At 44.6% G+C, this 23,223-nt stretch carries 24 protein-coding genes and 10 tRNA genes; 4 read left to right on the forward strand and 30 right to left on the reverse strand.

Going from position 1 to position 23,223, the window contains the following annotated elements; genetic code table 11:
- Positions 1 to 4: 4 nt before the first annotated feature.
- From J0K78_RS15215 to J0K78_RS15225, 3 genes are read right to left on the reverse strand one after another with little or no spacing between them, the layout of a single operon-like run.
- Positions 5 to 529, reverse strand: coding sequence for a P-loop NTPase family protein (locus J0K78_RS15215; RefSeq protein WP_206947807.1), 525 nt, complete (start codon positions 527 to 529; stop codon positions 5 to 7).
- A 4-nt stretch (positions 530 to 533) separates the two neighbouring features.
- The gene (locus J0K78_RS15220) at positions 534 to 1,238 is read right to left on the reverse strand and encodes a nucleotidyltransferase domain-containing protein (RefSeq protein WP_206947808.1); all 705 of its coding nucleotides are present in this window, start codon (positions 1,236 to 1,238) and stop codon (positions 534 to 536) included.
- Positions 1,235 to 1,678, reverse strand: coding sequence for an NUDIX hydrolase (locus J0K78_RS15225; RefSeq protein ID WP_206947809.1), 444 nt, complete (start codon positions 1,676 to 1,678; stop codon positions 1,235 to 1,237). The genes J0K78_RS15220 and J0K78_RS15225 overlap by 4 nt, the downstream gene beginning before the upstream one ends.
- 266 nt (positions 1,679 to 1,944) lie before the next feature.
- Here J0K78_RS15225 and J0K78_RS15230 point away from each other — a divergent pair, with 266 nt between their 5' ends.
- Positions 1,945 to 3,180, forward strand: coding sequence for an MFS transporter (locus J0K78_RS15230; protein ID WP_206947810.1), 1,236 nt, complete (start codon positions 1,945 to 1,947; stop codon positions 3,178 to 3,180).
- On the opposite strand, the gene J0K78_RS15235 is transcribed toward J0K78_RS15230, so the two are convergent.
- The 9 genes from J0K78_RS15235 to J0K78_RS15275 all read right to left on the reverse strand — a co-directional run bounded on the left by J0K78_RS15235 (position 3,112) and on the right by J0K78_RS15275 (position 10,916).
- Positions 3,112 to 3,918, reverse strand: a complete 807-nt coding sequence (locus J0K78_RS15235) for a helix-turn-helix domain-containing protein (protein ID WP_206947811.1) — start codon at positions 3,916 to 3,918, stop codon at positions 3,112 to 3,114. The genes J0K78_RS15230 and J0K78_RS15235 overlap by 69 nt on opposite strands.
- Positions 3,915 to 5,156, reverse strand: a complete 1,242-nt coding sequence (locus J0K78_RS15240; RefSeq protein WP_206947812.1) for an MFS transporter — start codon at positions 5,154 to 5,156, stop codon at positions 3,915 to 3,917. The genes J0K78_RS15235 and J0K78_RS15240 overlap by 4 nt, the downstream gene beginning before the upstream one ends.
- Positions 5,153 to 6,202 carry an ArsR/SmtB family transcription factor gene (locus J0K78_RS15245; protein ID WP_206947813.1) on the reverse strand — a complete coding sequence of 350 codons (1,050 nt, stop codon included), beginning with the start codon at positions 6,200 to 6,202 and terminating at the stop codon, positions 5,153 to 5,155. Before J0K78_RS15245 ends, J0K78_RS15240 begins: the two co-directional genes overlap by 4 nt.
- 150 nt (positions 6,203 to 6,352) lie before the next feature.
- The gene (locus tag J0K78_RS15250) at positions 6,353 to 7,120 is read right to left on the reverse strand and encodes a GNAT family N-acetyltransferase (protein WP_206947814.1); all 768 of its coding nucleotides are present in this window, start codon (positions 7,118 to 7,120) and stop codon (positions 6,353 to 6,355) included.
- A gap of 194 nt (positions 7,121 to 7,314) precedes the next feature.
- Positions 7,315 to 8,268 carry a thioredoxin-disulfide reductase gene (gene trxB, locus J0K78_RS15255; protein ID WP_206947815.1) on the reverse strand — a complete coding sequence of 318 codons (954 nt, stop codon included), beginning with the start codon at positions 8,266 to 8,268 and terminating at the stop codon, positions 7,315 to 7,317.
- Positions 8,269 to 8,373: 105 nt separating this feature from the next.
- Entirely contained in the window at positions 8,374 to 8,796 is a 423-nt protein-coding gene (gene arsC, locus J0K78_RS15260; protein WP_206947816.1) for an arsenate reductase (thioredoxin), read from the reverse strand.
- 24 nt (positions 8,797 to 8,820) lie between these two features.
- Entirely contained in the window at positions 8,821 to 10,116 is a 1,296-nt protein-coding gene (locus J0K78_RS15265) for an arsenic transporter (protein WP_206947817.1), read from the reverse strand.
- Positions 10,117 to 10,127: 11 nt separating this feature from the next.
- The gene (locus J0K78_RS15270) at positions 10,128 to 10,475 is read right to left on the reverse strand and encodes an ArsR/SmtB family transcription factor (RefSeq protein ID WP_206947818.1); all 348 of its coding nucleotides are present in this window, start codon (positions 10,473 to 10,475) and stop codon (positions 10,128 to 10,130) included.
- 129 nt (positions 10,476 to 10,604) lie between these two features.
- Complete coding sequence (locus tag J0K78_RS15275) at positions 10,605 to 10,916, reverse strand: four-helix bundle copper-binding protein (protein WP_206947819.1); 312 nt, start codon at positions 10,914 to 10,916, stop codon at positions 10,605 to 10,607.
- 143 nt (positions 10,917 to 11,059) lie between these two features.
- Between J0K78_RS15275 and J0K78_RS15280 the strand changes: the two genes are divergently transcribed.
- Both J0K78_RS15280 and J0K78_RS15285 read left to right on the forward strand, forming a co-directional pair.
- The gene (locus J0K78_RS15280; protein WP_206947820.1) at positions 11,060 to 11,344 is read left to right on the forward strand and encodes a phospholipase; all 285 of its coding nucleotides are present in this window, start codon (positions 11,060 to 11,062) and stop codon (positions 11,342 to 11,344) included.
- A gap of 436 nt (positions 11,345 to 11,780) precedes the next feature.
- The gene (locus tag J0K78_RS15285) at positions 11,781 to 12,929 is read left to right on the forward strand and encodes an FtsW/RodA/SpoVE family cell cycle protein (RefSeq protein WP_206947821.1); all 1,149 of its coding nucleotides are present in this window, start codon (positions 11,781 to 11,783) and stop codon (positions 12,927 to 12,929) included.
- A gap of 82 nt (positions 12,930 to 13,011) precedes the next feature.
- Here the strand turns inward: J0K78_RS15285 and J0K78_RS15290 are convergent, their stop codons facing one another.
- The 7 genes from J0K78_RS15290 to sigW all read right to left on the reverse strand — a co-directional run bounded on the left by J0K78_RS15290 (position 13,012) and on the right by sigW (position 20,592).
- Positions 13,012 to 13,548: a hypothetical protein gene (locus J0K78_RS15290; protein WP_206947822.1), complete on the reverse strand. Its 537-nt coding sequence runs from the start codon at positions 13,546 to 13,548 to the stop codon at positions 13,012 to 13,014.
- Positions 13,549 to 13,669: 121 nt separating this feature from the next.
- The gene (glmS, locus tag J0K78_RS15295; protein ID WP_160916043.1) at positions 13,670 to 15,472 is read right to left on the reverse strand and encodes a glutamine--fructose-6-phosphate transaminase (isomerizing); all 1,803 of its coding nucleotides are present in this window, start codon (positions 15,470 to 15,472) and stop codon (positions 13,670 to 13,672) included.
- A gap of 487 nt (positions 15,473 to 15,959) precedes the next feature.
- On the reverse strand, positions 15,960 to 17,309 hold the full coding sequence (glmM, locus tag J0K78_RS15300; protein WP_206947833.1) for a phosphoglucosamine mutase: 1,350 nt from the start codon (positions 17,307 to 17,309) through the stop codon (positions 15,960 to 15,962).
- A gap of 58 nt (positions 17,310 to 17,367) precedes the next feature.
- On the reverse strand, positions 17,368 to 18,363 hold the full coding sequence (locus J0K78_RS15305) for a CdaR family protein (protein ID WP_206947823.1): 996 nt from the start codon (positions 18,361 to 18,363) through the stop codon (positions 17,368 to 17,370).
- Positions 18,356 to 19,168, reverse strand: coding sequence for a diadenylate cyclase CdaA (gene cdaA, locus J0K78_RS15310; protein ID WP_089652931.1), 813 nt, complete (start codon positions 19,166 to 19,168; stop codon positions 18,356 to 18,358). The genes J0K78_RS15305 and cdaA overlap by 8 nt, the downstream gene beginning before the upstream one ends.
- Positions 19,169 to 19,356: 188 nt before the next feature.
- Positions 19,357 to 20,013, reverse strand: coding sequence for a zf-HC2 domain-containing protein (locus J0K78_RS15315; RefSeq protein WP_206947824.1), 657 nt, complete (start codon positions 20,011 to 20,013; stop codon positions 19,357 to 19,359).
- Between the two features lie 15 nt (positions 20,014 to 20,028).
- Entirely contained in the window at positions 20,029 to 20,592 is a 564-nt protein-coding gene (gene sigW / locus J0K78_RS15320) for an RNA polymerase sigma factor SigW (RefSeq protein ID WP_160916036.1), read from the reverse strand.
- 161 nt (positions 20,593 to 20,753) lie between these two features.
- Between sigW and J0K78_RS15325 the strand changes: the two genes are divergently transcribed.
- The gene (locus J0K78_RS15325; RefSeq protein WP_206947825.1) at positions 20,754 to 20,948 is read left to right on the forward strand and encodes an aspartyl-phosphate phosphatase Spo0E family protein; all 195 of its coding nucleotides are present in this window, start codon (positions 20,754 to 20,756) and stop codon (positions 20,946 to 20,948) included.
- Between the two features lie 11 nt (positions 20,949 to 20,959).
- On the opposite strand, the gene rocF is transcribed toward J0K78_RS15325, so the two are convergent.
- From rocF to J0K78_RS15380, 11 genes are all read right to left on the reverse strand, one after another.
- On the reverse strand, positions 20,960 to 21,862 hold the full coding sequence (gene rocF, locus J0K78_RS15330) for an arginase (RefSeq protein WP_160916032.1): 903 nt from the start codon (positions 21,860 to 21,862) through the stop codon (positions 20,960 to 20,962).
- Positions 21,863 to 22,200: 338 nt separating this feature from the next.
- Positions 22,201 to 22,273: transfer RNA gene (locus J0K78_RS15335), tRNA-Ala, on the reverse strand.
- Between the two features lie 3 nt (positions 22,274 to 22,276).
- Positions 22,277 to 22,351, reverse strand: a tRNA-Gly gene (locus J0K78_RS15340).
- A gap of 9 nt (positions 22,352 to 22,360) precedes the next feature.
- Positions 22,361 to 22,433 (reverse strand) — tRNA-Lys (locus tag J0K78_RS15345).
- Positions 22,434 to 22,475: 42 nt separating this feature from the next.
- A tRNA-Gln gene (locus tag J0K78_RS15350) sits at positions 22,476 to 22,550 on the reverse strand.
- Positions 22,551 to 22,659: 109 nt separating this feature from the next.
- Positions 22,660 to 22,745: transfer RNA gene (locus J0K78_RS15355), tRNA-Tyr, on the reverse strand.
- Positions 22,746 to 22,761: 16 nt separating this feature from the next.
- Positions 22,762 to 22,837: transfer RNA gene (locus J0K78_RS15360), tRNA-Thr, on the reverse strand.
- 12 nt (positions 22,838 to 22,849) lie between these two features.
- Positions 22,850 to 22,925: transfer RNA gene (locus J0K78_RS15365), tRNA-Val, on the reverse strand.
- A gap of 7 nt (positions 22,926 to 22,932) precedes the next feature.
- A tRNA-Glu gene (locus J0K78_RS15370) sits at positions 22,933 to 23,007 on the reverse strand.
- Positions 23,008 to 23,028: 21 nt separating this feature from the next.
- Positions 23,029 to 23,100: transfer RNA gene (locus J0K78_RS15375), tRNA-Thr, on the reverse strand.
- 3 nt (positions 23,101 to 23,103) lie between these two features.
- Positions 23,104 to 23,178: transfer RNA gene (locus J0K78_RS15380), tRNA-Asn, on the reverse strand.
- Positions 23,179 to 23,223 lie beyond the last annotated feature (45 nt).

A 23,223-nucleotide genomic window follows, 5' to 3' on the forward strand; every position in this document is an offset into this window, starting at 1 on the left:
AACTCTAATCAGAAAATGCGTGATCAAGAAACTTCTGTATATCTTTTTTCGATCTTAATTGAATGACCCGCTTCTCACGGCCAATCTCTTGAAAAGAAAGGAGTCTTTCCTGCATGTTCTTTTTCCGTTTCCGATAGGTCGTTACAATGAATTTCAGAAAGGCTGCTTCCATTCTTTCACTGCACCCTTCACCAAGGTCCGGGCGAGTGCTTCCACGGTGGATCCACCATCGCTTCAAAACTCGAAACAGACAGATCCTTAGAGGCAGTTCCAAGTAGATAATCGTGTCTGCCCTTTCTGCGCGTATTTCGTACGTAGGTCTATAATTTCCTTCAATAATCCACTGGTCTTTTTCTACGACTTCCCTCTGCCTAGCCGAGAAGTCCTCCAATGTCGCTTCCTGCCAGCCCGGCTCCCAATAAAAACGATCGAGATGATACACGTCGATATCAAGCTTCTCCCCTAGTCTTTTCGCAAAAGTGGATTTGCCCACACCTGCCGAAACCCCAAGCACCATGATCCTCTTCACTTCCCTACCTCCTTTTTCCAACCGAAAAACCTTCGAACAAACGACCTCCGTATGGATTCAGCACCTCATCCACCAGCTCAACAACGCCTTGCCTCTCCCCGTTTTTGTGAAATCGGTCAAAGCGCTGAATCAACCGTTCTGCAAAAGCAGGATCATAGTTTCGCAGTGACCGAGCCATCCATTTCGATGATCCGCTCCACTTTCCATTCGCACGCAAATAAAAATCGCCTAATTGCTCTGATAGTTTTGCTGCTATGAAAAGAGCTTCCCCCTGGTCTGTGCAGCCAATAAAATCGTCCAAGGCATCCGTAAGGAAATAGCGCTTATGCATGAGAGTTTCCTCTGACCATGGGTCCGGACCCTTCTTCAGTAGGTCCGCTGCTTCATCTCTGACACTTTCCAAACGATCATCCCACTTAAGGATCTGTCCCTCTGTCACCATTCGCGGCATCGAAGGTTGACCTCTTTGGCAATCACTATCGAAAAAAACACGATAAGTAGACCAATTATGTACAAAAACCTCGACCGGCCACCGGCTCGTGTAAAAAGACTCACGAAAAGAAGACGTTACCTTTGAATCAAAAACCACGACGTCCAAATCCGATGTGCTTGTTGCCTCTCCCCTTACGACGCTTCCGGCAAGAAGTGCGGCATCACAATTCACATACCGTTCTTCGATCACACCTTTTGCTGCTTCAAAAGCTTTCATTCACTCATCCTCTCCAGAATGATCTGCGCTCTCTTGTCGATATTCTCAGGAAGAGAATTACTATTGAAATATCTCAAATCCAACGTTTCTTCATGATCTACTCTAAGTTCACCACGTATATTGGAAGCTATAAAACAAGCAATGACATTATAAACCTCATCCCCATTCGGGTACCTGTAAAAAAAATCTCCCCCCGAAAACGTGGTGACCTGCTGCACACCTTCTGCTATAAGTCCCGTTTCTTCCTCCAGTTCCCTGACAGCCGTTTGCTCGAGAGTCTCTCCTGGTTCCATCGCCCCGCCAGGAAGTCCCCATTCTTTCGTATCCTTCCGATACTGAAATAGCAGATCTCCCCGCTCATTCTTAACAAGTACCGTAGATCCTGTAATTACCAGAGGCTGCGTCCCTATCAATCTCCTCATTCTTTGTACGTAGTCCATTTCACGCCCCCTATCTCTGAATATTCAGTATATCAAACAAACCACCAAATCTTGCTAACAAACTCACCAATATTGATGAAGAACCTGAACAAGCTGGTGAGTTAAGATTCAAGTATATGGAAGGATTATTGAAGACTTCGAGACTTTTACTGAGTTGATGGGACTGCGGGGAATGACTCGCTTTCCCGGAGCCCCTAGAATCACACGAACATCTCGAAACTGAATCTTAAAGAAAAGGGAGCTTTAGTAGAAAAGGAGGAATGTTGATGTATCGATCTTTATGGAAGCAGAAGAATATACGATTCTATTTATTAGGAGGTGGTGTTTCGAGACTCGGGGATGTGCTGTCTGCGATGGCTTTTCTTTTCCTTGCTTATGACATGACAGGCTCCAATGTCCATACGACTGGAGTGGCGCTGGCAGAAACGATGCCGTATTTGCTCTTCGGTTTGATCGGCGGAGTGGTGGCAGATTCTTTCCCTCGAAAAAAGCTGCTCATCCGGCTGGATTTGCTTCGTGTACCTCTCATGTTATCAATCAGCCTCTTACATGGGGTCCATCTGCTTACCTATCCAGTGCTGATCCTCGTCAGTTTTTTAGTACAGACGATTGGATGCTTTTTCAATCCTGCACACCGCGCTGTTCTGCCAATGGTGACGCCAGAAGACGAACGCACAGCGGCTAATAGTCTTTATGACACAATTACACGTGGTGTGACGATTTTGACTCCACTCATCGCTATTACGCTACTGAATACGGTCGGGGTCCTCCACTTTTTCACTTTGGATGCATTAACGTATTTTATTAGCGTCTACTGCTTGGCTCAACTTAACCTGGAGGAACCGTTGAAGAAATCACAGACAATCCGATCCATCTTTCTGTCCATCAAAGAATTCTTCGTATGGATGGTTAGGCAAACTACGATTCGGAATCTTTTTTTCTTCACGTTTTATACGGTTTTTCTCAATACATGGGTATGGCAGGTGGGGTTGCTGTTAGCTCTGGAAGAAATGACTACAAAAAGTGAAGAATGGTACAGCGGGATTCAGGGTGTTTTTGGAGCAACGGTTATTCTCACGAACATGGTGCTTCCTTTTTTCATTAAACGATTCTCCCTCCACCATTATGTAGCGGGGGCAGCGATATGGGGAGTTGGCGTCGCTTATTACGGCTTTTTTTATGGAGTGGGGCACTTTTTCATTGGCTGCATAATTGTGGGAGTGGGCATGCCGGTGGCCAGTCTTGCACGTGTTTTCCTCATACAGTCTAAGGTTCCGGAAGAAAAAATGGGAAGAGCGTTCAGCACGAATGCGGTTCTTTTATATGCTTCCAATACGCTCTCTTTGATGCTTTACGGCGTCTTATCCGCATACATCCCCATCCGGTGGCTGATGTTTACGAGCGGAGGGATGATTGTAGCGGGTTGTCTCATTTTAACGACGATTCATTTTATAAAACTCTCGAAATTGCGTGGGCGTTTTCTGGTAGATTCTTTTAAATAGATGATTGTATGTCGTCATACTGGAAAATCCATGACCGAAAGCAATGGATAAAATGGAATCCTCCGTATCCATCAGAGAAGACTGACTTCGAAAAAGTCGATAAACCTGCAGCCATGAGTAAGGAGAGAAGCCGGTTTCTTTTTTAAAAGCGTGGGAAAATTGATACTTGTTCATACGGGCCACGGCAGCCATGGCATCTAAAGACCAAGCTTCTCTATAGCTTTCTTTCATCGCATTCATTGCCCTGTGAACAGGCTCCTGCCCGTGAACAACCGGCCATTCTGCCTGATGAGAGCCTGGACCATACTCCATCAATAGAACCGCGAGCTGCATGAGACTATGATCCAAAAAGAGATCCACTCCTTCTCCCTTTTGATAGAAAAAGAAATCCCTCACGAAATGAGCCCACTGATTTAAGTGGGGATGCTTATAACTTAGAGTAGCGAATTCGACTGGCGAACGTGTGGAAGCGCGCTGCATACCCGCTTCCATCAACAATTCAGGACGAATTTCCACAAGGAACTTTTCCTTCGTCGCCCGGAGCTGTTTATGTTTATGGCCCGGATTGAAAAGTAAAAAACCTTCTTTCTCTATCGAAACATCACCCTGTGGCGTCTGATAGAGACCTTTCCCATAAGGAGAAAAGATCAGCTTATAACAATCATCCATTCGCCAATCCCTTTCTCCAAGAAAGTCCGTCCGCTTTAATATTAATCCTTGATCATGACTCCAAATCAAAGGGCTCCCTCCTCTGCATCTACGTTTTTTAATGAAGGGTGTAAATAAATAAAAGAGGCGATGATAGAAACGGTTCCTCCAACAGCGATGGTCATAGATGTACTTATGTATTCACCGATGATTCCAGCGACCAACGCACCTACGGGCATCAACGCCCACGTCATGAACCGGCTCGTCGCCTGCACCCTTGCGAGTAAATACTCCGGCGTCAGCTTTTGTCTTAACGTTACAATACATGGACTGCTGATGGAAGCACAAATTGTTCCGACAGCATTTAAAAGGGCGAGAGCAACAAAAGTGTGGTAGAAACTAAACAGGAGGATGGAAAGGCCTCCGACAGCGCCACACCCGAACATTAGAGTACGGTAAGTGACCCTGCTCCTCAGAACAGGAGAAATCAGCGCTCCCCCGATAGCCCCTAACCCGCCAATGGATAGTAGCCAGCCGATCGAAACCGCTGAAAACCCAATCTCAGCTTTTAAATGAACGATCAACATCGTCAAAAAAAGTGTGGTTCCGAATACCGAAAAGAACATGGCGATGTTTGTATAGAGCAGAGGCTTCTGATGGATCACAAAACGGAACCCCTCGCTGATGTCATGGATGAACGAACGCTTTTCCCCTTGCATCTGCTCACTCTCCACCCGCAAACTCCAAACGACCAGGAAGCCGATAAAGAATGAAAAACTATTGATGATCATCCCGACTCCAGGATTATAAAGGGTCACAATCCAACCACCAAGGCCCGGGGCTAGAAAGACAGCCGTATGAAACACCCCCGTGTTCCAGGCATTCACAAGATCGAGATCCTGCTCCCTTACGAGTTTCGGAATCGATGCAAACTGAGAGGTTTGGTATAGCTGGCCAAGCACACCAATAGCGAAGGCAGCTGCGTAGAGAACATAGATAGTGATTATTTCAAACAAAAACAATACCCCTATGCTCCCAAGTAAAAGGAAACGGAAAAAATCACAAAACAACAGGATCCGCTTCCGATTCAATCGGTCCGCAAGTACACCTGCGAGCGGCTGTAACAAAACAGGCACACGCTCGATAGCAGCAACGATGCCCATATTGAGCGGTGAACCTGTGAGAGCAAGCACCATCAAAGGGAACGCAATCAAATAAATCTGATCCCCGAAGAAGGATACTAGATTCCCTCCGATAAAACGCAAGGCTTGATGATTGGACTTGAATGACGGCTTCTCCTCGCCCTCCCATGCATCCGCACCGCTCATTTTTCCTCTCCCAAAAAGATTTCCAGTTCCTTCGGCAACATTTCCCATGCCCGTGGGCTTACATGATAACGCGGACCATAAGCGACGATAAGTCGTGCAGATTTCAACAACTTCAAATGGTGATAGACGGTCGTTTTACCCATCCCGATCTCCTCGGTCATCTCTTTCAGGGTACGCCCTCCACCCATTAAAATTTTCAGCATACGCAGGCGATTCTCATCTCCAAGTGCCTTGAACTTCTGAACGAGCATCTGATCTGGAACATTCGGGTCATGTGGGTGGATACTTTCATTGGCTACAGGATAATAGAAGATTTTCGCCCCCTCTATATCGGCTTCCACATTCCACGGGCGATAAATAAAGTGGGGAATCAGGATAACCTTATAGACGCTGGGCTCGGGGATGTACCGAATTCCATGTGTCGCCCACTCTACAAAATCCTCCGCTTCCAGCTTTTCCAGTCGTTTTTTCTTGGAAAGGGCGTCGCGCTCCAGCATACCTTTGAATTTCGCCTGATCCGGCTTGATCACCGATTCATACCAGCCAGACATTACCTCTTGGATATGCTTTTTTAATTGATGCAAATCCCTCTGACTTATGTAAGAGATGTAACGTGGAAAGAATGCATGATCCCTGGATACTTCCTGAAGCCGCGCCGCGGCCTCCCGGTCCCCTTGCGAAGCAAGCCTTCGATCTTCTTGATGATTTTTTCCTAGATAAGGAATAGCAATGTAACGCAGCTCTTCTTCACCTAATTCATTTACAAAATCATTAAATTCCTGGAGTGAATCCAGGTCCTTTTCATGAAGCAAAAGCAAGATTGTTTTCCATGTATTCTGTTCCTGGACTGTTTCCAAATGAACGAGCATTTCCGCAGACAACGATTGCTTAATCACCTGCCACTGATTTTCTGTATAGTCCAACGTGTCCAACAATCGTTCGTTTGTAATTGCAGCGATGCCTAGTGCCGCTTCCCACAGAAGGGAATGCTTCACTTCCAATTGATACGTCTCTCTTTTTCTCGAACCCATAGAAAATACTTCCATTTCATCACCTCTTGCAATCATTCTATACTTATAGAACTAAAAATACAATATATATTGAATAAGTTTTCAGATTATTACATTAAAACACCTCCAATAAAAAAACCACCATTAGGGGTGGTTTTTCCATTATCTGTATGACCTGGTACACCATTATTTAGGAGACAGCATTCCATACGTGTAGGCAAGGAGCTGGAAGTTGAGTCTTTCTAATATGGGGCGGCTCATTGGTCTCGCATCAACAGTGAGGAAAGAATAGTCGTATTCGGAAGCTTTCTTCGCTCTGGCCGCGACAAGATCTTTGTAATAACCTCGTCCACGGTAGGCAGGCTGTGTGGCGCCGCCCCATAAGGAAGCAAAGGAGGATTCTTTCTCTAAGTACATCCATGCTCCGGAGACAAGCTGATTTCCATCATAAATCCCATATAAAAACAAATCATCCGGTTGTTGTTGCTTATCTTGCCACAACCTTTTACCTAGGGAGTCATGCTTCTCCTGCCAAATCTCATCCATCAAGCGGACGATATCTTTCACACCGTTTTCATCCGTAATCTCTTTAAGCTCAGCAGGGATTTGCCTATCTAATAAATCTTTATCCATAGTTAGATCCAAGACAAGGAGAGCTTCTTCTTCATCCTCTTTAAAACCCTCTGCTAATAACAGCTCCTTTAAATTAGAAGGAGAATCGTAACTGAACAGCTTCCATTCAAAAGGCTGACCTATTTGTTTGAAATACTCTTTCTCTGCTTTGATCACGGATGTTGCGTTTTGTTCTGTCAATGAAGAGGCAAGAATAAACCCCCGGTCATCATATTCAGAGATGTGACGCACCACATGAGACGTTTCCTCTCTTCTAAAGCCAGTCGTTTGTGCATGCACCCGAAGTTCCTTGTGGTACTTGTTCAACAATTCGCGATTCATCTTCCATCCCCTTTATCATTTAATCACTGACGATTCCATTGTACCACCCACCCATACATCAGAGGTTTTTCTTGCCGAAAAGTGACCTAACCCGAGAGGAAAGTGCCTTAACACCAATTCAAAGTGACCTAACGTATTCCTGGTACAAAAAAAAGCACCGACCTGTAAGAACAGATCGGTACTCAATCGAGGAATCAGGATAAGTTTTCGCTCCAGTCAATTGTCGCTTCTCCCTCAAGGAAACGCTCCGTATCCATAGCTGCCATGCAGCCTGTACCTGCAGCTGTAATCGCCTGGCGATATTTCTGATCCTGTACATCGCCACAAGCGAAAATGCCTGGAATATTCGTGTTGGTCGTGCCGGGATCAACGAGAATATAACCTTTTTCATCCATATTCAGTTTTCCTTTCACAAAATCCGTGTTCGGGTTGTGACCGATCGCAACAAATATTCCATCGGTTTCAATGACTTCCTCTTCTCCGGATTCGTTGTCACGAATCTTGATGCCATTGATCTTCATACCATCGGACACCATTTCAACCGGTGTTTTGTTCAACGCCCACGTAACTTTTTCATTCTCCTGCGCTCGTGTCTGCATGATTTTCGATGCCCGGAGATCATGGCGACGGTGGATGACCTGCACTTCGCTCGCAAATTTCGTAAGGAAGGTAGCTTCTTCCATCGCAGAGTCTCCTCCACCGATGATGACAACTTTCTTCCCTCGGAAAAAGAACCCATCACAAGTCGCACATGTGCTGACACCTTTTCCGAGATTTTCTTTTTCACCTGGAATGCCGAGCATTTTAGCAGAGGCTCCTGTAGAAATGATCAACGTTTCCGTCTCTAATTCACCCAAGCCATCGACTTGAAGTTTGAATGGACGATCTGCCACCTCTACGTCGGTCACCCATCCACGCTTGAAAGTCGCGCCAAAGCGTTCCGCCTGCTTTTTCATGTTATCCATGAGCTCAGGCCCCATAATTCCATCAGGGAACCCTGGAAAATTTTCTACTTCCGTCGTAAGCGTCAATTGCCCGCCAGGTTCCGGTCCCTCTATGACGAGAGGTTCCATATCCGCTCTGGCTAAATAAACAGCTGCCGTTAATCCGGCAGGGCCTGTGCCTAAAATAATGGATTTATAAGCCATTCAAACTCCTCCTTCAGCAAAAGGTCTTCTCATTAAAGGTATAACCTTATTTCACGCGAGTCATGCCTATTTCCACTATATTCAGTTTAGCCCGCTTTGTTTTTCTTACTCTCCTGTTTCAGCGAACTTCTGTATGCGTGCCTCAATTTCGTCACGTACACGCTGGAAGAATGCCCATTTTTCTTCTTCCGTTCCTTCCGCTTTCGCCGGGTCATCGAATCCCCAGTGGAAACGAGTAACTTGAGAAGGCGTCACCGGGCACTTGTCGTTCGCATCACCACATAGAGTAATTGCAAATTCAGCATTGTTCAGAATATCCGGATCGATAACATCAGATGTTTGATCTGTAATATCCACATCGACTTCATTCATCGCCTTAACAGCATTCGGATTCAAGCCATGCGCTTCAATCCCTGCTGATTTCACCTCATACTTATCGCTCAAATATTTCTTTCCGAACCCTTCTGCCATTTGGCTCCGGCAAGAGTTCCCTGTGCATAGAAAATAGATGACTGGTTTGTTAGACATGTAGCATTTCTCCCTTTTCGAAAATTAAATAATTAATAACCATAGATAAAGTCCGACTAGTGTAATGAATAAGGTCGGTACAGTAAGGATGATTCCCACTTTAAAGTAGTATCCCCATGAAATCTTAAAGCCTTTCATGGATAAAACGTGAAGCCACAGCAAGGTCGCCAAAGATCCAATTGGTGTAATCTTCGGCCCAAGGTCTGATCCGATGACATTGGCATAAATGAGGGCCTCCCTCATCGTTCCAGCTGTATTTGTATCAGCAATAGCCAGCGCATCAATCATTACCGTCGGCATGTTATTCATGATGGACGATAGAATGGCCGCAATGAATCCCATAGAAATGGTCGCCGCAAACAAACCTTGATCTGCTGTGTATTGGATGACATTTGCAAGGATATCGGTCAAGCCTACATTACGAAGGCCATAAACGACCACATACATCCCTACAGAGAAGAAGACAATCGCCCATGGAGCTCCTTTGATCACTTCTCCTGTCTGAACGGCCGTACTCCTTCTAGCCATCAATAGGAAGAAGATCGCGACAATGCCGGCAATGATGGAAACAGGAATCCCCAAAGGCTCACTTGCGAAATATCCGATCAACAGAACAGCAAGAATGCCCCACGACATGCGGAACATCTTATCATCCTGGATCGCTTCCTTCGGCATTTTCAACTGAGATAGATCGTAATTAGCCGGAATACTCTTACGGAAAAATAAGAACAAAACAAGAATACTGGCCCCCAGTGAAAACAAGTTCGGAACAATCATCCGTGACGCATACTCTACAAATCCAATATCGAAGAAATCTGCAGACACAATGTTCACAAGGTTGCTGACAATGAGCGGTAAGGAAGTTGTATCGGCTATGAAACCACTCGCCATGATGAACGGTAAAATCATCGCTTCCTTGAAGTTTAGATTCCTGACCATCGCAAGTACAATCGGCGTTAAAATTAAAGCTGCTCCATCATTTGCGAAAAGGGCAGCAACAACCGCTCCCAGCAAGGTCACATAAACAAACATCCGCTTCCCGTCACCTTTCGCTACCCGGGCCATGTGAAGAGCCGCCCATTCGAAAAATCCTATCTCATCTAAAATCAATGAAATAATGATAATGGCGATAAAAGCTAATGTCGCATTCCAGACAATGTCTGTAACGGCGAGTACATCCTGAAAATCAACGACACCAAAAATCAAGGCGAGTATGGCACCCGCACAAGCGGACCAGCCGATTCCAAGATTCTTTGGCTGCCAAATGACAAAAACGAGTGTAAGTATAAAAATAATCGTGGCAATCAGTGCTAAACTCAAAAACAATCCCCCTAGCTATTGCATTGGATGCGTAGTCCCGCTACTTCCAATGCTGTCAATTTCTCTTTTTGGTCCGGGATCTGTTCCAGAACCTGTTGAATGATGGGGTATGTGGCGTGTTCTCTGTTCAACGAATAAAAAATCCACTGCCCTCTTCGTTGTTCCTTTACAAGACCAGCATCACGCAGCTTTCTTAGATGCTGACTAATGGAAGGCTGGCTCATTTGCAGTACTTCCACAAACTCACATACACAACATTCACTATCTTTCACCAAACCAAGAATGGTCAGTCGCGTTTTATCTCCTAAGAGCTTCAACGTTTGTGCAGCTTGTTCCAATTCAATGATTGTCTCTTTCATCAGAATCACCTCACCCTTCATTATGATATAAGCATATACTTATATACGCAAGAGAAAAAAACACAAAATAAAAACCCCCTGCGACCAGGGACTCCTTATCCAGTCAATCATGAATCATGCTACCTGTTTTCAAGCTTCCGCACATTCATAGCAAGCTTTGGCACAATCCTGGCAGTGCTGAAGGTCATGTTTCTTACATTCATCTCCACATGCCTGACAGATCTTCGCACAAACGCCAGCCAATTCAGAAACAAACGGAGAATTTCTGGTAATCGCCTGTTCTAAGTATCCGCAAATATCGGCACATTCACGATCGGTACGAATACACTCCGCCATCATTTTTACGTCTTCCTCTTTCAAGCAAGCGTCATAACAATGGTTACACGCTTCCATACAAGCGTGAAGCTTTTCCATTAGATTTTGATAATTTTCACGTGACATCTTCTATCTCCTCCTTATTGGTATTATTTAGCATATAACTCAAAGGGGAGTATTATAAACCTGGTAAGGGTACGAGACCAAACCAATTCCACAGCCTCATCATACAATAGTTGTAGACAATCTTTTTGATGGAGGAGAACCACATGTATAGAAGAAGAGAACCGATGCGCAGACCGGGGTTCTGTGTCTTTCCCGGCTATAAGTACTGTGGACCAGGATGCAGCGGGCCGGGTGAACCCGTCAACGCCGTAGACGCTGCCTGCAAAGCCCATGATGAATGCTATCGTTATTACAGAGATTACTGCGATTGTGACCTTGCTTTCATCAATAAGCTTGAAAGATTACAAAACCCTTATACCCTTGAAGGTCGTCACGCCAGAACTTTATATAAATACATGAGAATCCAGCGAATCTTCACATGTTTCTAAATAGACATCAATTCAATCACCGTACTTTTGGTGATTTTTTATTTGAATTAAATGATGTTGAATATGGGTTATCAAAGAACATGGCAGGATTGTGGAAGACTTGATTTCGAGACTTTCGTTGGAGTTTAGGGGCTGCGGGAAAAAGGTGCAGGGTGAGACCCCACAGGACGCAGTCCGAGGAGGCTCACCGCGCTCCCGCGGAAAGCGAGCTATTCCCCTCCGCCCCCATCCACTCAACAAAAGTCTCGAAACTGAGTCTTCCACAATCAGGAGCTCATCTGATACATAACGTACTTTTTCACGCCCGTGAACGAAAAGAATGCTTTATAATTGAAGAATAAGGAAGAGTTCACTTTTCAAACGTGTTACATGTGCTTATAATAGTCAACAGCACGCTTTTTTTGCTTCGCCAACATGAGAGGATGTATAACTAAAAATGAAATTCGAAGAAAGATTCGATTGGCAGCTCTTTTTTATTATGTGTTGTTTCATAGCCGTCAGCGCAGTCGCTCTTTTCAGTGCCCAGCAGAGCACACAATATAACGATAACTTTGTACTTAAACAGTTGGTCTGGTATGGACTAGGTGGCATTGTCATTGGCTTTATGCTCCTTGTTGATCCTGAAGATTTCAAGAAAATCAGCTGGTATTTATATGGATTCGGTATCATTCTTTTAATTGCTCTAATCGTCGCCCCACCGTCCATCGCTCCTGTCATTAAAGGGCAGAAGAGTTGGTTCGCCATGCCGGGGTTATCTTTACAACCAGCAGAGCTTGTGAAGATATTTACTATTCTTGCCCTTGGGCGGATTGCGGTTGATCATAATCAAAAGCACCACTCATCAATGAAAATGGACATGTTCCTTTTGCTGAAATTAGGAGCAGTGACCGGTCTGCCGGTTCTTTTGATCATGCAGCAGCCGGATTTAGGGACAAGCCTGGTGTTTATCGCGATCTTAGCAGGATTCGTCTTGATCTCAGGCATTTCATGGAAAATCATTTTACCGATTTTCACTGTGATCTCCGCTCTCGGAACAGGATTGATCTGGCTTGCTCTCAAAGCCCCTGAGCTTCTTGACCGTTATTTAGGGGTGAAGGAGTACCAGCTCGGGCGTATCTACTCCTGGTTCCAGCCGACCAAGTATGAAGATTCTTCCGGATACCATCTCGTTAAAGCGATGAGAGCGATTGGTTCCGGACAGTTGTATGGAAAAGGGTTCGGCGAGCGGGAAGTTTACTTACCAGAAGCCCAAACGGACTTCATTTTCAGTATCATCGCAGAAGAATACGGATTTCTCGGTTCTTGTATCGTCATCATCCTTTTCTTCTTGTTGATCTACCGCTTCACAACCATCGCTTTTAAGGCCAACAGCAACTACAGCTCGTATGTGATGGTCGGAATTATTAGTATGATTGCTTTCCACGTTTTCCAGAACATCGGAATGTCTGTACAGCTGCTTCCAATCACAGGAATTCCGCTTCCGTTCATCAGCTACGGTGGAAGTGCCCTCCTCGGAAACTTAATGGCACTCGGGATTGCTTTTTCAATCTCCTATCACCATAAGACCTATATGTTCGGGGAGTAGAAAAACATCATTTACACAAAAGGGGGCCGTCCTGGAACGGCCCCCTTTTGTTTTCTCCATAAAGCATTAGTTTCTCAAACAGTCATTCACTTTTGATGGAATTGGCTATATCCACTAATTCATCAGGGAGAAATTGATCAGTAACGCGTTGATCCATACTCAACCTGTACTGCAACTCCTCCGTTTCAAAAATAAAAACGTGAAAATCCGGAACTTTCACGAATTTTCCTTTTCCTCCAGACTCGAGCCTCACCTGTTCTATGATTCGCTTCTCATGAATCAATAGTTTATTTTTTGCCGGACGGATGTCCACATTAAAGTGATTTTCAGGTACATGCTCATTCAAATACTCCACATTTAATTCCACATTCCCGTTTCCACCTAACCGATTCACCCTGGCTAAGACGTGAGTAAATGCCAGGGATGGAAGTTTCTTAGGAAGAGCTACTCCCCTTTTCATTTGCTGCTCAAATTCTTTAACTGCTTCTTCCAAAGATTTATATCCATATTCAGCATAGAACTCTTCAAGGGGTTTAGGTTGATCCACCTGGGCATGAACAGGCCTATGGACGACTAGCATGCAGGTTATGCACAATAAAGCCATAACATATTTCTTCATATAAAACAGACACCCCTAACTGCATCGAATAGATCTATTTTCTCCAGGTTGTCTTTTCCCTATCCAGATGCAGGCAAGTAAAAAAGCTGGCATCCGCATCGGATACCAGCTCCTTAAATCTTTATTCTACCGTAACACTTTTCGCAAGGTTACGTGGTTTATCCACATCACAGTCACGGTGAAGTGCTGCATAGTAAGAAATCAGCTGCAATGGAATGACAGATACAAGCGGTGTCATCAGATCATGCACATGTGGAATGACGAAAGCATCGCCATCTTTATTCAAGCCTTCCATGCTTATGATCATGCTGTTTGCCCCACGCGCCTCTACTTCCTGGACATTTCCACGGATGGAGTAGTTGACGTTTTTCTGTGTGGCAAGAGCAATGACAGGTGTACCATCTTCAATCAAAGCGATCGTACCGTGTTTCAATTCACCACCAGCGAAACCTTCTGCCTGGATGTAAGAGATCTCTTTCAACTTCAGAGAACCTTCCAATCCGACGTAATAGTCGATGCCGCGGCCGATGAAGAAACAGTTACGCGTTGTAGATAGGTACTCGCGTGCCAAGTCTTCCAGTTTTTCTTTTTGATCTGTTAAAGCTTCCATAGCAGTCGCCACGATGGCAAGCTCCTGCATAGGGTCGAAATCAAGCTCAATGCTCTTCGCACGTGCTGTATCCACAGCAAGGATCGCAAGAACAGCCATTTGTGCTGTATAAGCTTTTGTAGATGCTACAGCGATTTCCGGTCCTGCGTGCAAGTGCATGGTATAGTCTGCTTCACGGGAAAGGGTGGACCCTGGCACGTTCGTGATCGTCAATGCCGGATGACCAAGTTCTTTTGTTTGGACAAGGACAGAACGGCTGTCTGCCGTTTCACCACTTTGAGAAATGTAAACAAACAACGGTTTCTCAGAAAGAAGTGGCATGTTATATGAGAATTCACTAGCAACATGAACTTCTACTGGAATGTTTGCGAGTTTTTCAATGAACTGTTTCCCTAGAAGTCCGGCATGGTAACTCGTACCTGCAGCGATGATATAAATACGATCGCAGTCTTTCATCGCCTGGCGGATTTCAGGGTCCAGCTTGATCTCGTCATTCTCATTTTGATATTCCTGAATGATTTTACGGATGACGAACGGCTGTTCATCAATCTCTTTCAGCATAAAGTGAGGATACGTTCCTTTTTCGATATCTGTAGTATCCAATTCTGCTGTGAATGGTTCACGCTCAACCTTTGTACCATCCGGCTTTTGAATTTCAACACCATCACGGCGAACGATGACGGTTTCTTTATCCTCAAGCTCAAGGAATTGGTCGGTTACGTGAAGAGCCGCCATGGAATCACTGGCTACAACGTTGAAGTCATCACCGATTCCAACTAACAGAGGGCTCTTATTCTTAGCGACATAAATCGTATCAGGATTTTCGCGGTCGATCATTGCAATCGCATAAGAACCAGTCAGAAGCTCGACAGCTTTACGGAAAGCTGCAGCTACATCGTTCATCTCATTATTCAGTACTTCCATCAGTTGGACGATGATTTCCGTATCCGTTTCACTCTTGAACTCCACGCCGCTCAAGTACTCGTCGCGAACATCCACATAGTTCTCAATGACGCCATTGTGAACGATTGTAAAGCGGCCGGAAGCACTTTGGTGAGGGTGCGCGTTTTCTTCACTAGGAGCGCCATGTGTAGCCCAGCGTGTGTGTCCGATGCCGTGCGTCGCTTTGACATTTTGATCGACAGCTTCTCTTAAAGAAGCGATACGACCTTTTACTTTCGTCACTTCCACACCATTCTCGTTTAATGTGGCAATACCAGCTGAATCATAACCGCGGTATTCCAGCTTTTCCAAACCATTCAATAAAATCTCTTTCGTATCATCCTGTCCGATATATCCTACAATTCCACACATATTTGTTGTCCTCCTGTTATCAGAGAAGGGCAACGAATGCTCCGTAGATTTCAAAGGGGCATTTCGCTGCCCCTCTCCCGTTATTCTTGTTCACTTCGTCCAGAATGTTTTGTTCGGAAAGTCACCTTCCCGTTTTACATTTGGACATGCGGTTGAAGTGTGGCAACCGGGAGGCATCCGCCGAAAACTCGATGAACCTCCACCTCGTCAACTGTGTTCATTTAAGACGTAGCACACAGTCCTGGCGCTTTATAAATAAGGAATGACCTCGATCCTCCTTAACTATTTCAAAATAAAGTCCCTGTTGTCTGTTTCCGATTGATGATTTTCTCAAACATGATTTTCGACATTTTTTCAAGGACATTTTCAATTGTACACAGCCCTCTCATATGGGTCAATAAAAATTGAAACCGTTACAGAAATGTAAGGGGCCTGTAATAGGATATGCGCAGATCACCCCTGTGTGCGACCTGCGCAAGCCCTTAAACTACTCCTTTAAACCAAGCTCTTCCTCAACGACCTGGACAACTTTATCACAATACTTTTCACACTGTTCTTCCGTCGGTGCTTCCACCATGATCCTTACCAGTGGTTCTGTGCCGGACGGGCGTACAAGAACTCGTCCACTTCCACCCATTTCCTCTTCCACCGCCTGGATGGCTTCCTGGATTCTAGGATGCGTTTGAACTTTATTTTTATCAATGACACGTACATTCTTCAGTACTTGAGGGAACTTTTCCATTTCACCGGCAAGCTCTGAAAGTGGTTTGCCCGTTTCTTTCATAACATTGACCAGCTGAAGGGCAGACAGCATTCCATCACCTGTGGTGTTGTGATCAAGGAAGATAATATGCCCGGATTGTTCCCCACCGAGGTTATAACCACCGCGGCGCATTTCTTCCATGACATAACGATCCCCTACGGCTGTCTTATCACTCTTCATTCCATTTGCTTCTACGGCTTTATAGAAGCCAAGGTTACTCATAACCGTAGAGACAACTGTAGAATTATTTAACGTGCCATTTTCATTCATGTGCTTGGCACAAATGTACATGATTTTGTCTCCGTCCACGATATTTCCTTTTTCATCAACCGCAATCAGACGGTCACCATCTCCATCAAAAGCAAGTCCTACATCCGCTTTCTTCTCTTTCACAAGATCCTGTAATGGCTCAGGGTGTGTAGAACCAACGCCATCATTAATGTTCAGACCATCCGGGGATGATCCGATAGAAGAAATATCTGCTTCAAGATCCGCGAACAAATGGGAGGCCAGTGATGAAGTCGCTCCATGAGCACAATCCAGTGCGATGTGGAGGCCTTCAAAATCGTAATCAACGGTTTGCTTCAAGTGTTGCAAGTACTTTTGCCCACCCTCGAAGTAATCATTGATCTGACCAAGATCCGCTCCTGAAGGCCTTGGAAGATCATCCTGCTCTGCATCGATCAATGCTTCAATTTCCTGCTCTTGATCATCGGTCAATTTAAAACCATCAGGACCGAAGAATTTGATGCCATTATCCTCTACAGGGTTGTGGGAGGCGGATATCATAATTCCCGCTTCTGCCTGAAGGGCTTTCGTTAAAAAGGCTACGCCTGGTGTAGAAATCACGCCAAGACGCATGACCTCAGCTCCAATTGACAGTAACCCTGCAGCGAGAGCTCCTTCAAGCATCTCACCAGAGATCCTGGTGTCTCGTCCAATTAAAACCTTAGGACGTTCGACACCTTTGGTTACGACATATCCACCGTAACGGCCAAGTTTGAATGCAAGTTCCGGTGTTAACTCCTTATTCGCGACGCCTCGTACGCCGTCTGTGCCAAAATATTTACCCATAATCATTCGACCTCTCTTTCTATACTTTCCATTGATCTATATTTTCCAGATTGATTGTTTATTGTTGATCTGTGCCGCTTCCGTCCCCGCCTGCTTCACCTTCAACAACTGCGATGTCCACTTCAATCGTTTCAGGTTGAACAGAAGTCACTCCTTCAGGAAGTGGAATATCGACTTCTACGGTTTGACTTTCTGTCACTTCCGATACATCGACAGGTACTTCAGGAAGTGTCTCAATGTTATCAAGTACTTCCTTCGGTCCGGAAATAGTAACTTCCTCTGTTTCCGTACGGACCGATTCAATCAGTACCCCTTCCGTATTCCCTCCACGAGCGGCCACACTTAATGGGACGCTCTTCGTACGTGTGGAAATCGGTACTGATACGTTTACAGTCGTCGGATCCACAAGGACATTCAACTCATTCCCCTGATTATCATAAACCTTAACAGGAGCTTCCTGGGCTTCAATCGACTCTGTAGCTTCTCCAACATCAATAATTGCTTTCACAGAAGCTACACGTTCAATGACCGAAGAAGCTCCCGTGATTGCAACTTGTGATGGATCCACTTCTGGTTCACCAAGCTCAAGCGCACTATCCATGTTTCCTTGATTGATATAATCAATGTTCACTTCATAATCTTCTGTCACTTTTTCCTCAATCGTTACTTCGATGATTTTCGGATCGAGAGTAACTGCAAGTTGGTTGGATATCCCTGAATGCTGCAGGGACACCTCATGTGTACCCGGTCCAAGTCCGTTCAGATCTACAAAAACCGTGAAGTTCTTTTGTCTGGAAACAGGAGCAACAGCTGAGGTCGGCCCTTCTACAGAGACGGATACTTCCTGAGGGATTCCACTGACCACATATTCTTCACTATCAAATCTGATTTCCAATGGAATGTTCTCCATCACTTCTATATCAGAGGATGACTGGTTGAAGAATAAAGAATCAGAGTCCATGTTGTTATCCACGTTTACTGTCACCCAGAGGAGACCAGCAAGCATAAGAGAGATAATTCTTATAAACCATACACTTTTGAACCAATTATCCATTCTTCTTCCCCCTCCAGTTCCAGCTTTTCACCGCAGGGGCGGAGTAATCCAATTCCGTACGCAAAATCTCTTCCAGTTTCACTTGATCAAGGTCGCGATGCAGTTCGCCGTTCTTCGTACAGGAAATAGCCCCTGTCTCTTCAGAAACGACGATTGTTAATGCATCCGTCACCTCACTGATTCCCATAGCTGCTCTGTGCCTCGTCCCAAGTTCCTTTGAAATAAAAGGACTCTCTGAAAGTGGAAGATAACAGGCAGCAGCGACAATTTCATCGTTCTTAAGTATAACCGCTCCATCGTGGAGAGGCGTGTTCGGTATGAAAATATTCGTAAGCAATTCACTCGACAAATGTCCACCGACACGGATACCTGTCTCTACATAATCTCCCATACCTGTATCACGTTCAATCGTAATCAATGCACCGATACGACGTTTAGCCATGTAGTTACAGGATTTAATGATTGCCTGTAAGGTCTTCTCGGTGTCTTCTTCTTCTGAAGTATTCCTGCTGAAGAAGCTTCCTCGTCCCAGTTGTTCTAAGGCTCTTCTGAGTTCAGGCTGGAACAAAATGATAATCGCGAGGAACCCCCACGTAATCGCTTGTGACATCAGCCACCTTAATGTGGTCAGTCCAAATAAATTACTCAATAACCATATACCCAGAATAACGAAAATACCTTTTAATAGCTGAACGGCCTTCGTTCCCTGGATCAGCATGATTAATTTATATACAACAAACCAGACAAGGGCGATATCCACAGTAATCAAAAAATAATCTAAAACATCCAATCCCCCATCAAGCATGCCTACACTTCCTTTTAGATATAATAAACCTTAAAAATTCACATTTCCCATTATATCACATAACCTCCCCTGTATATATGGAGAACATACCGTCCTTCCGACAGACCCACGGTTTCTATACTCTCAGGACCCTTCCTGCTCGGTTCTGCTCAAAAAAAAAGCATGGAAGCCTGGGCCTCCATGCTTTTTCAATCCGATTGAAATGAGAAAATCTCCTTGAATGTTTTCTTCGTGTGATACCAAACCCATTCATAAACCTGGTTTACTTCGGTCAATTCTCCTGAATAGGCCCGTAAATTATTGCGGTCAAGCTCATCATCACGAACCTCTTGTCCAGAGGGCTCATTAAGAATATCGCCATTGATAAGGGTAATGTCCCCATCGACTTTTCCGTCGATCCGCAAATCCCCATTTCTAACAACTAAATCCCCTTCAACCGTAACGCCTTCCGGTACAATGACCGTATGATCACGAATTTCCAGATTCTCCTGTTTGGAGACCGTCACTTGCTGGTCCTGATTCCATTCGGTAAATATGCCGCCAAACATCAATATAAAGAAAACGGCAGCAGCTGTAAGCAGAGGATGCCTCTGAAGCTTCCGCATATAATTCTTCCTTTTCTTCTCTTTAGGCAAATTCGCCATCACATTCGCAGTAAAACGCGGAGGCGCAGAAGCAGGCGTCGTATTCTTAATCAGAGTGGTCGTTCTCTTTAATTCATGAAAGTGATGTTGGCAGCTTTGGCAGTTTTGCAGATGATCTCTCAGTCGTCTTTCTTCTTCTTTATTTAATTCACCATCTAAATACTTATGCATAAGTGCAATGGCTTCTCTCTTGCAATTCATTCCCTCTCAACTCCTTCACACATGTCGAAGCCTCTTACGTAAAGCCTCTCTACCTCGGTGGACTCTTGTCTTAACTGTCCCTACTGGAATATCCAACACATCCGCGATTTCTTGAAGCGCAAGCTCATCTAAATAACGTAGCACGATGACACTGCGATACTTAGGAGGAAGCGCCAATATTTCTTTGTGGATGTATGACTGTAATTCAAGGCTTTCCACTTCTTCTTCAGGTAGAGCTTGGTCGGCAGCTAATTGCGAATACATGTCTAACCCTTCCGTCCCCTTCACTTCTGCATCCAGATGATAGTCCGGCTTTTTTTTGCGGATACGGTCAATGGACAGGTTCGTAGCTATCCTATACAACCAAGTGGAGAATTTCCTTTTCTCATCAAACGTATGGAGATTCGTATAGGCTCTAATAAAGGCTTCCTGGGCCAGGTCTTCAGCTTCATATGAGTTCCCGACCATTCGCAGACAAATATGAAAAACTTTATTCTGATAAAAAGAAACAATGTCTTCGAAAGCGGATTGATTGCCTTTTTTCACTTCTTTTATTTTTTGCTTAATCATGGTTTCCATCTTCTAATACCTCCGCTATACGTGCGGTCGATAACCTTTACGGATGACCTCGCCACAAAGTTTCATAAATTTAATATTTTTTTCGCTAATATAAGTTTAACTTTTTTTAGTATCGGTTATAAAGCTGTAAATGTAAAAAATTTCTTAGGAGGCAATTTAATATGAAGCGAGTGTCCGCTTTGAAGAAAGAAATCGAAGCTTGTCGTCTGGAAATGATTCGTTTAGCCAGCTTCCATAAGTTGAGCTCGCCGGAAGTCGTACAAATGAGTGTAAAATTAGATCACCTGTTAAATGAATACGATGAAGAAACCTATAAAAAACAGCAACCCGCCTTACAAAAAGCGGGTTACTGTTAGGAATCGATCATTTATTTCAAGCTCTCACCAAATAGAGAACCCATTAAACCTACCGCTACGCTAGCGGTTTTATTTTTTTCATCAAGAATCGGATTTACTTCTACGAATTCAGCAGATGTAATCATACCTGACTGATACAGCATCTCCATAGCCAGATGGCTCTCACGGTAGCTCAAACCACCCATAACAGGAGTTCCCACGCCAGGTGCTTCATTTGGGTCCAGTCCATCAAGGTCCAAGCTTAAATGAACTCCGTCGGTACGATCCTTCAAATAATCCACGGTCTCTTCCATCACTTGCGTCATCCCCATACGATCTACTTCATGCATCGTATAGACTTTAATACCCTTCTCTTCAATAAGCACTCTTTCTCCTTCATCGAGCGAGCGAGCACCAATGATCACAATATTTTCAGGCTTAATCTTCGGTTCATAATCGTGGATACTTGTCAGCTTCTCGTGACCGATCCCTAAACTTACAGCCAGCGGCATTCCATGAATGTTACCCGATGGTGAGCTGTCACCTGTGTTCAAATCACCGTGAGCATCATACCAGATTACTCCGAGGTTTTCATAATGTTTCGCAACTCCTGCCAAGGTGCCCATAGCAATACTATGATCCCCACCAAGCACAAGTGGAAAACGATTATTTTCTACGACTTCATCTACCGCTTTTGCAAGGCGGCGGCTTCCTTCAGCAATTTCATTCAAGTTACGTAAATTATCCTGTTTCACATCTGTATTTTGTTTTGGACGAGGAATCTCAATGTCCCCTAGATCTTCAATGTTATATTTCAATTGCTCTAGACGTTCAATCATACCCGCATAACGAATAGCACTTGGCCCCATATCCACGCCTCTGCGCATTTGTCCAAGATCCATAGGTACACCGATTACTGAAAGCTGTTTATTCATCAAAGTTCCTCCTTTTTTCTCTACTATAATTGTATCCGTTTTTAACGTTATGACTCAACTGGACATGTTTGTGCATATATATACGATAACCAGTATGAAAACGTATGTAATCATGCATGTTTACAAGGTTTGCACTCTTTTTCAATATTATGGAAGATGATCTCAACATAAAGAGGATGATCATAATCTTTTATAATCACCCAGAAAATTGAGAGCCTCGATTCTATCATTCAATAGCGAACATTATATGACTTTAATGACCGTCCCACAGAATCTTGGATGTAATAGGAAAACACACAAAAAACCTGACATCAATTGTTGATGTCAGGTTCAAAGAGTGGAGCCTAGCGGGATCGAACCGCTGACCTCCTGCGTGCAAAGCAGGCGCTCTCCCAGCTGAGCTAAGGCCCCGTATGGAGCGGGAGACGGGATTCGAACCCGCGACCCCCACCTTGGCAAGGTGGTGTTCTACCACTGAACTACTCCCGCATATAAAGATGAGCCATGAAGGATTCGAACCTTCGACCCTCTGATTAAAAGTCAGATGCTCTACCAGCTGAGCTAATGGCTCATATACAAGAAATAAAACCTAGTATAACATCTTTTTAAAAAATGGCTGGGCCAGCTGGATTCGAACCAGCGCATGACGGTACCAAAAACCGTTGCCTTACCGCTTGGCTATGGCCCAACAGTTACAAAAATAGTATTTACCATCTAAAGATCATTATACAAGAAATGTTTATTTTCATAAAAAATAGCTGATCATGGATGTCAGCCGTTTTAGTCAATTAAAAAAATGGTGGAGGGAGTAGGACTCGAACCTACGAACCCGATGGGAGCGGATTTACAGTCCGCCGCGTTTGGCCAACTTCGCTATCCCTCCACTTTGACTAAAGAAGTGGTGCCGGCCAGAGGACTTGAACCCCCAACCTACTGATTACAAATCAGTTGCTCTGCCAGTTGAGCTAGGCCGGCTTATGAAATTAATGGTGGAGGATGCAGGGTTCGAACCTGCGACCCCTTGCTTGTAAGGCAAGTGCTCTCCCAGCTGAGCTAATCCTCCGAATAAGTGGTGACCCGTACGGGATTCGAACCCGTGTTACCGCCGTGAAAGGGCGGTGTCTTAACCACTTGACCAACGGGCCTTGTGTTTGTTCGTTTCTGAGAGCTTCCAGCCGGATTTGAACCGGCGACCCCTTCCTTACCATGGAAGTGCTCTACCACTGAGCTATGGAAGCAAGTGGCTCCAACGGTAGGATTCGAACCTACGACCGATCGGTTAACAGCCGATTGCTCTACCACTGAGCTACGTTGGAATAATGTTCATTCATCAAAAGCATTAATAAGGAAAGAGAATCAAT

Source organism: Halobacillus sp. GSS1 (assembly GCF_017307035.1).
In the GTDB taxonomy this organism is placed as follows: Bacteria; Bacillota; Bacilli; order Bacillales; family Halobacillaceae; genus Halobacillus; species Halobacillus litoralis.

Bases quoted from the DNA above. Each gene is read 5' to 3' on its own strand.
- J0K78_RS15220 (WP_206947808.1), bottom strand. From the start codon at position 1,238: ATGAAAGCTTTTGAAGCAGCAAAAGGTGTGATCGAAGAACGGTATGTG.
- J0K78_RS15225 (WP_206947809.1), bottom strand. From the start codon at position 1,678: ATGGACTACGTACAAAGAATGAGGAGATTGATAGGGACGCAGCCTCTG.
- J0K78_RS15230 (WP_206947810.1), top strand. From the start codon at position 1,945: ATGTATCGATCTTTATGGAAGCAGAAGAATATACGATTCTATTTATTA.
- J0K78_RS15240 (WP_206947812.1), bottom strand. From the start codon at position 5,156: ATGAGCGGTGCGGATGCATGGGAGGGCGAGGAGAAGCCGTCATTCAAG.
- J0K78_RS15245 (WP_206947813.1), bottom strand. From the start codon at position 6,202: ATGGAAGTATTTTCTATGGGTTCGAGAAAAAGAGAGACGTATCAATTG.
- J0K78_RS15250 (WP_206947814.1), bottom strand. From the start codon at position 7,120: ATGAATCGCGAATTGTTGAACAAGTACCACAAGGAACTTCGGGTGCAT.
- trxB (WP_206947815.1), bottom strand. From the start codon at position 8,268: ATGGCTTATAAATCCATTATTTTAGGCACAGGCCCTGCCGGATTAACG.
- arsC (WP_206947816.1), bottom strand. From the start codon at position 8,796: ATGTCTAACAAACCAGTCATCTATTTTCTATGCACAGGGAACTCTTGC.
- J0K78_RS15270 (WP_206947818.1), bottom strand. From the start codon at position 10,475: ATGAAAGAGACAATCATTGAATTGGAACAAGCTGCACAAACGTTGAAG.
- J0K78_RS15275 (WP_206947819.1), bottom strand. From the start codon at position 10,916: ATGTCACGTGAAAATTATCAAAATCTAATGGAAAAGCTTCACGCTTGT.
- J0K78_RS15280 (WP_206947820.1), top strand. From the start codon at position 11,060: ATGTATAGAAGAAGAGAACCGATGCGCAGACCGGGGTTCTGTGTCTTT.
- J0K78_RS15285 (WP_206947821.1), top strand. From the start codon at position 11,781: ATGAAATTCGAAGAAAGATTCGATTGGCAGCTCTTTTTTATTATGTGT.
- J0K78_RS15290 (WP_206947822.1), bottom strand. From the start codon at position 13,548: ATGAAGAAATATGTTATGGCTTTATTGTGCATAACCTGCATGCTAGTC.
- glmS (WP_160916043.1), bottom strand. From the start codon at position 15,472: ATGTGTGGAATTGTAGGATATATCGGACAGGATGATACGAAAGAGATT.
- glmM (WP_206947833.1), bottom strand. From the start codon at position 17,309: ATGGGTAAATATTTTGGCACAGACGGCGTACGAGGCGTCGCGAATAAG.
- J0K78_RS15305 (WP_206947823.1), bottom strand. From the start codon at position 18,363: ATGGATAATTGGTTCAAAAGTGTATGGTTTATAAGAATTATCTCTCTT.
- cdaA (WP_089652931.1), bottom strand. From the start codon at position 19,168: ATGCTTGATGGGGGATTGGATGTTTTAGATTATTTTTTGATTACTGTG.
- J0K78_RS15315 (WP_206947824.1), bottom strand. From the start codon at position 20,013: ATGAATTGCAAGAGAGAAGCCATTGCACTTATGCATAAGTATTTAGAT.
- sigW (WP_160916036.1), bottom strand. From the start codon at position 20,592: ATGGAAACCATGATTAAGCAAAAAATAAAAGAAGTGAAAAAAGGCAAT.
- J0K78_RS15325 (WP_206947825.1), top strand. From the start codon at position 20,754: ATGAAGCGAGTGTCCGCTTTGAAGAAAGAAATCGAAGCTTGTCGTCTG.
- rocF (WP_160916032.1), bottom strand. From the start codon at position 21,862: ATGAATAAACAGCTTTCAGTAATCGGTGTACCTATGGATCTTGGACAA.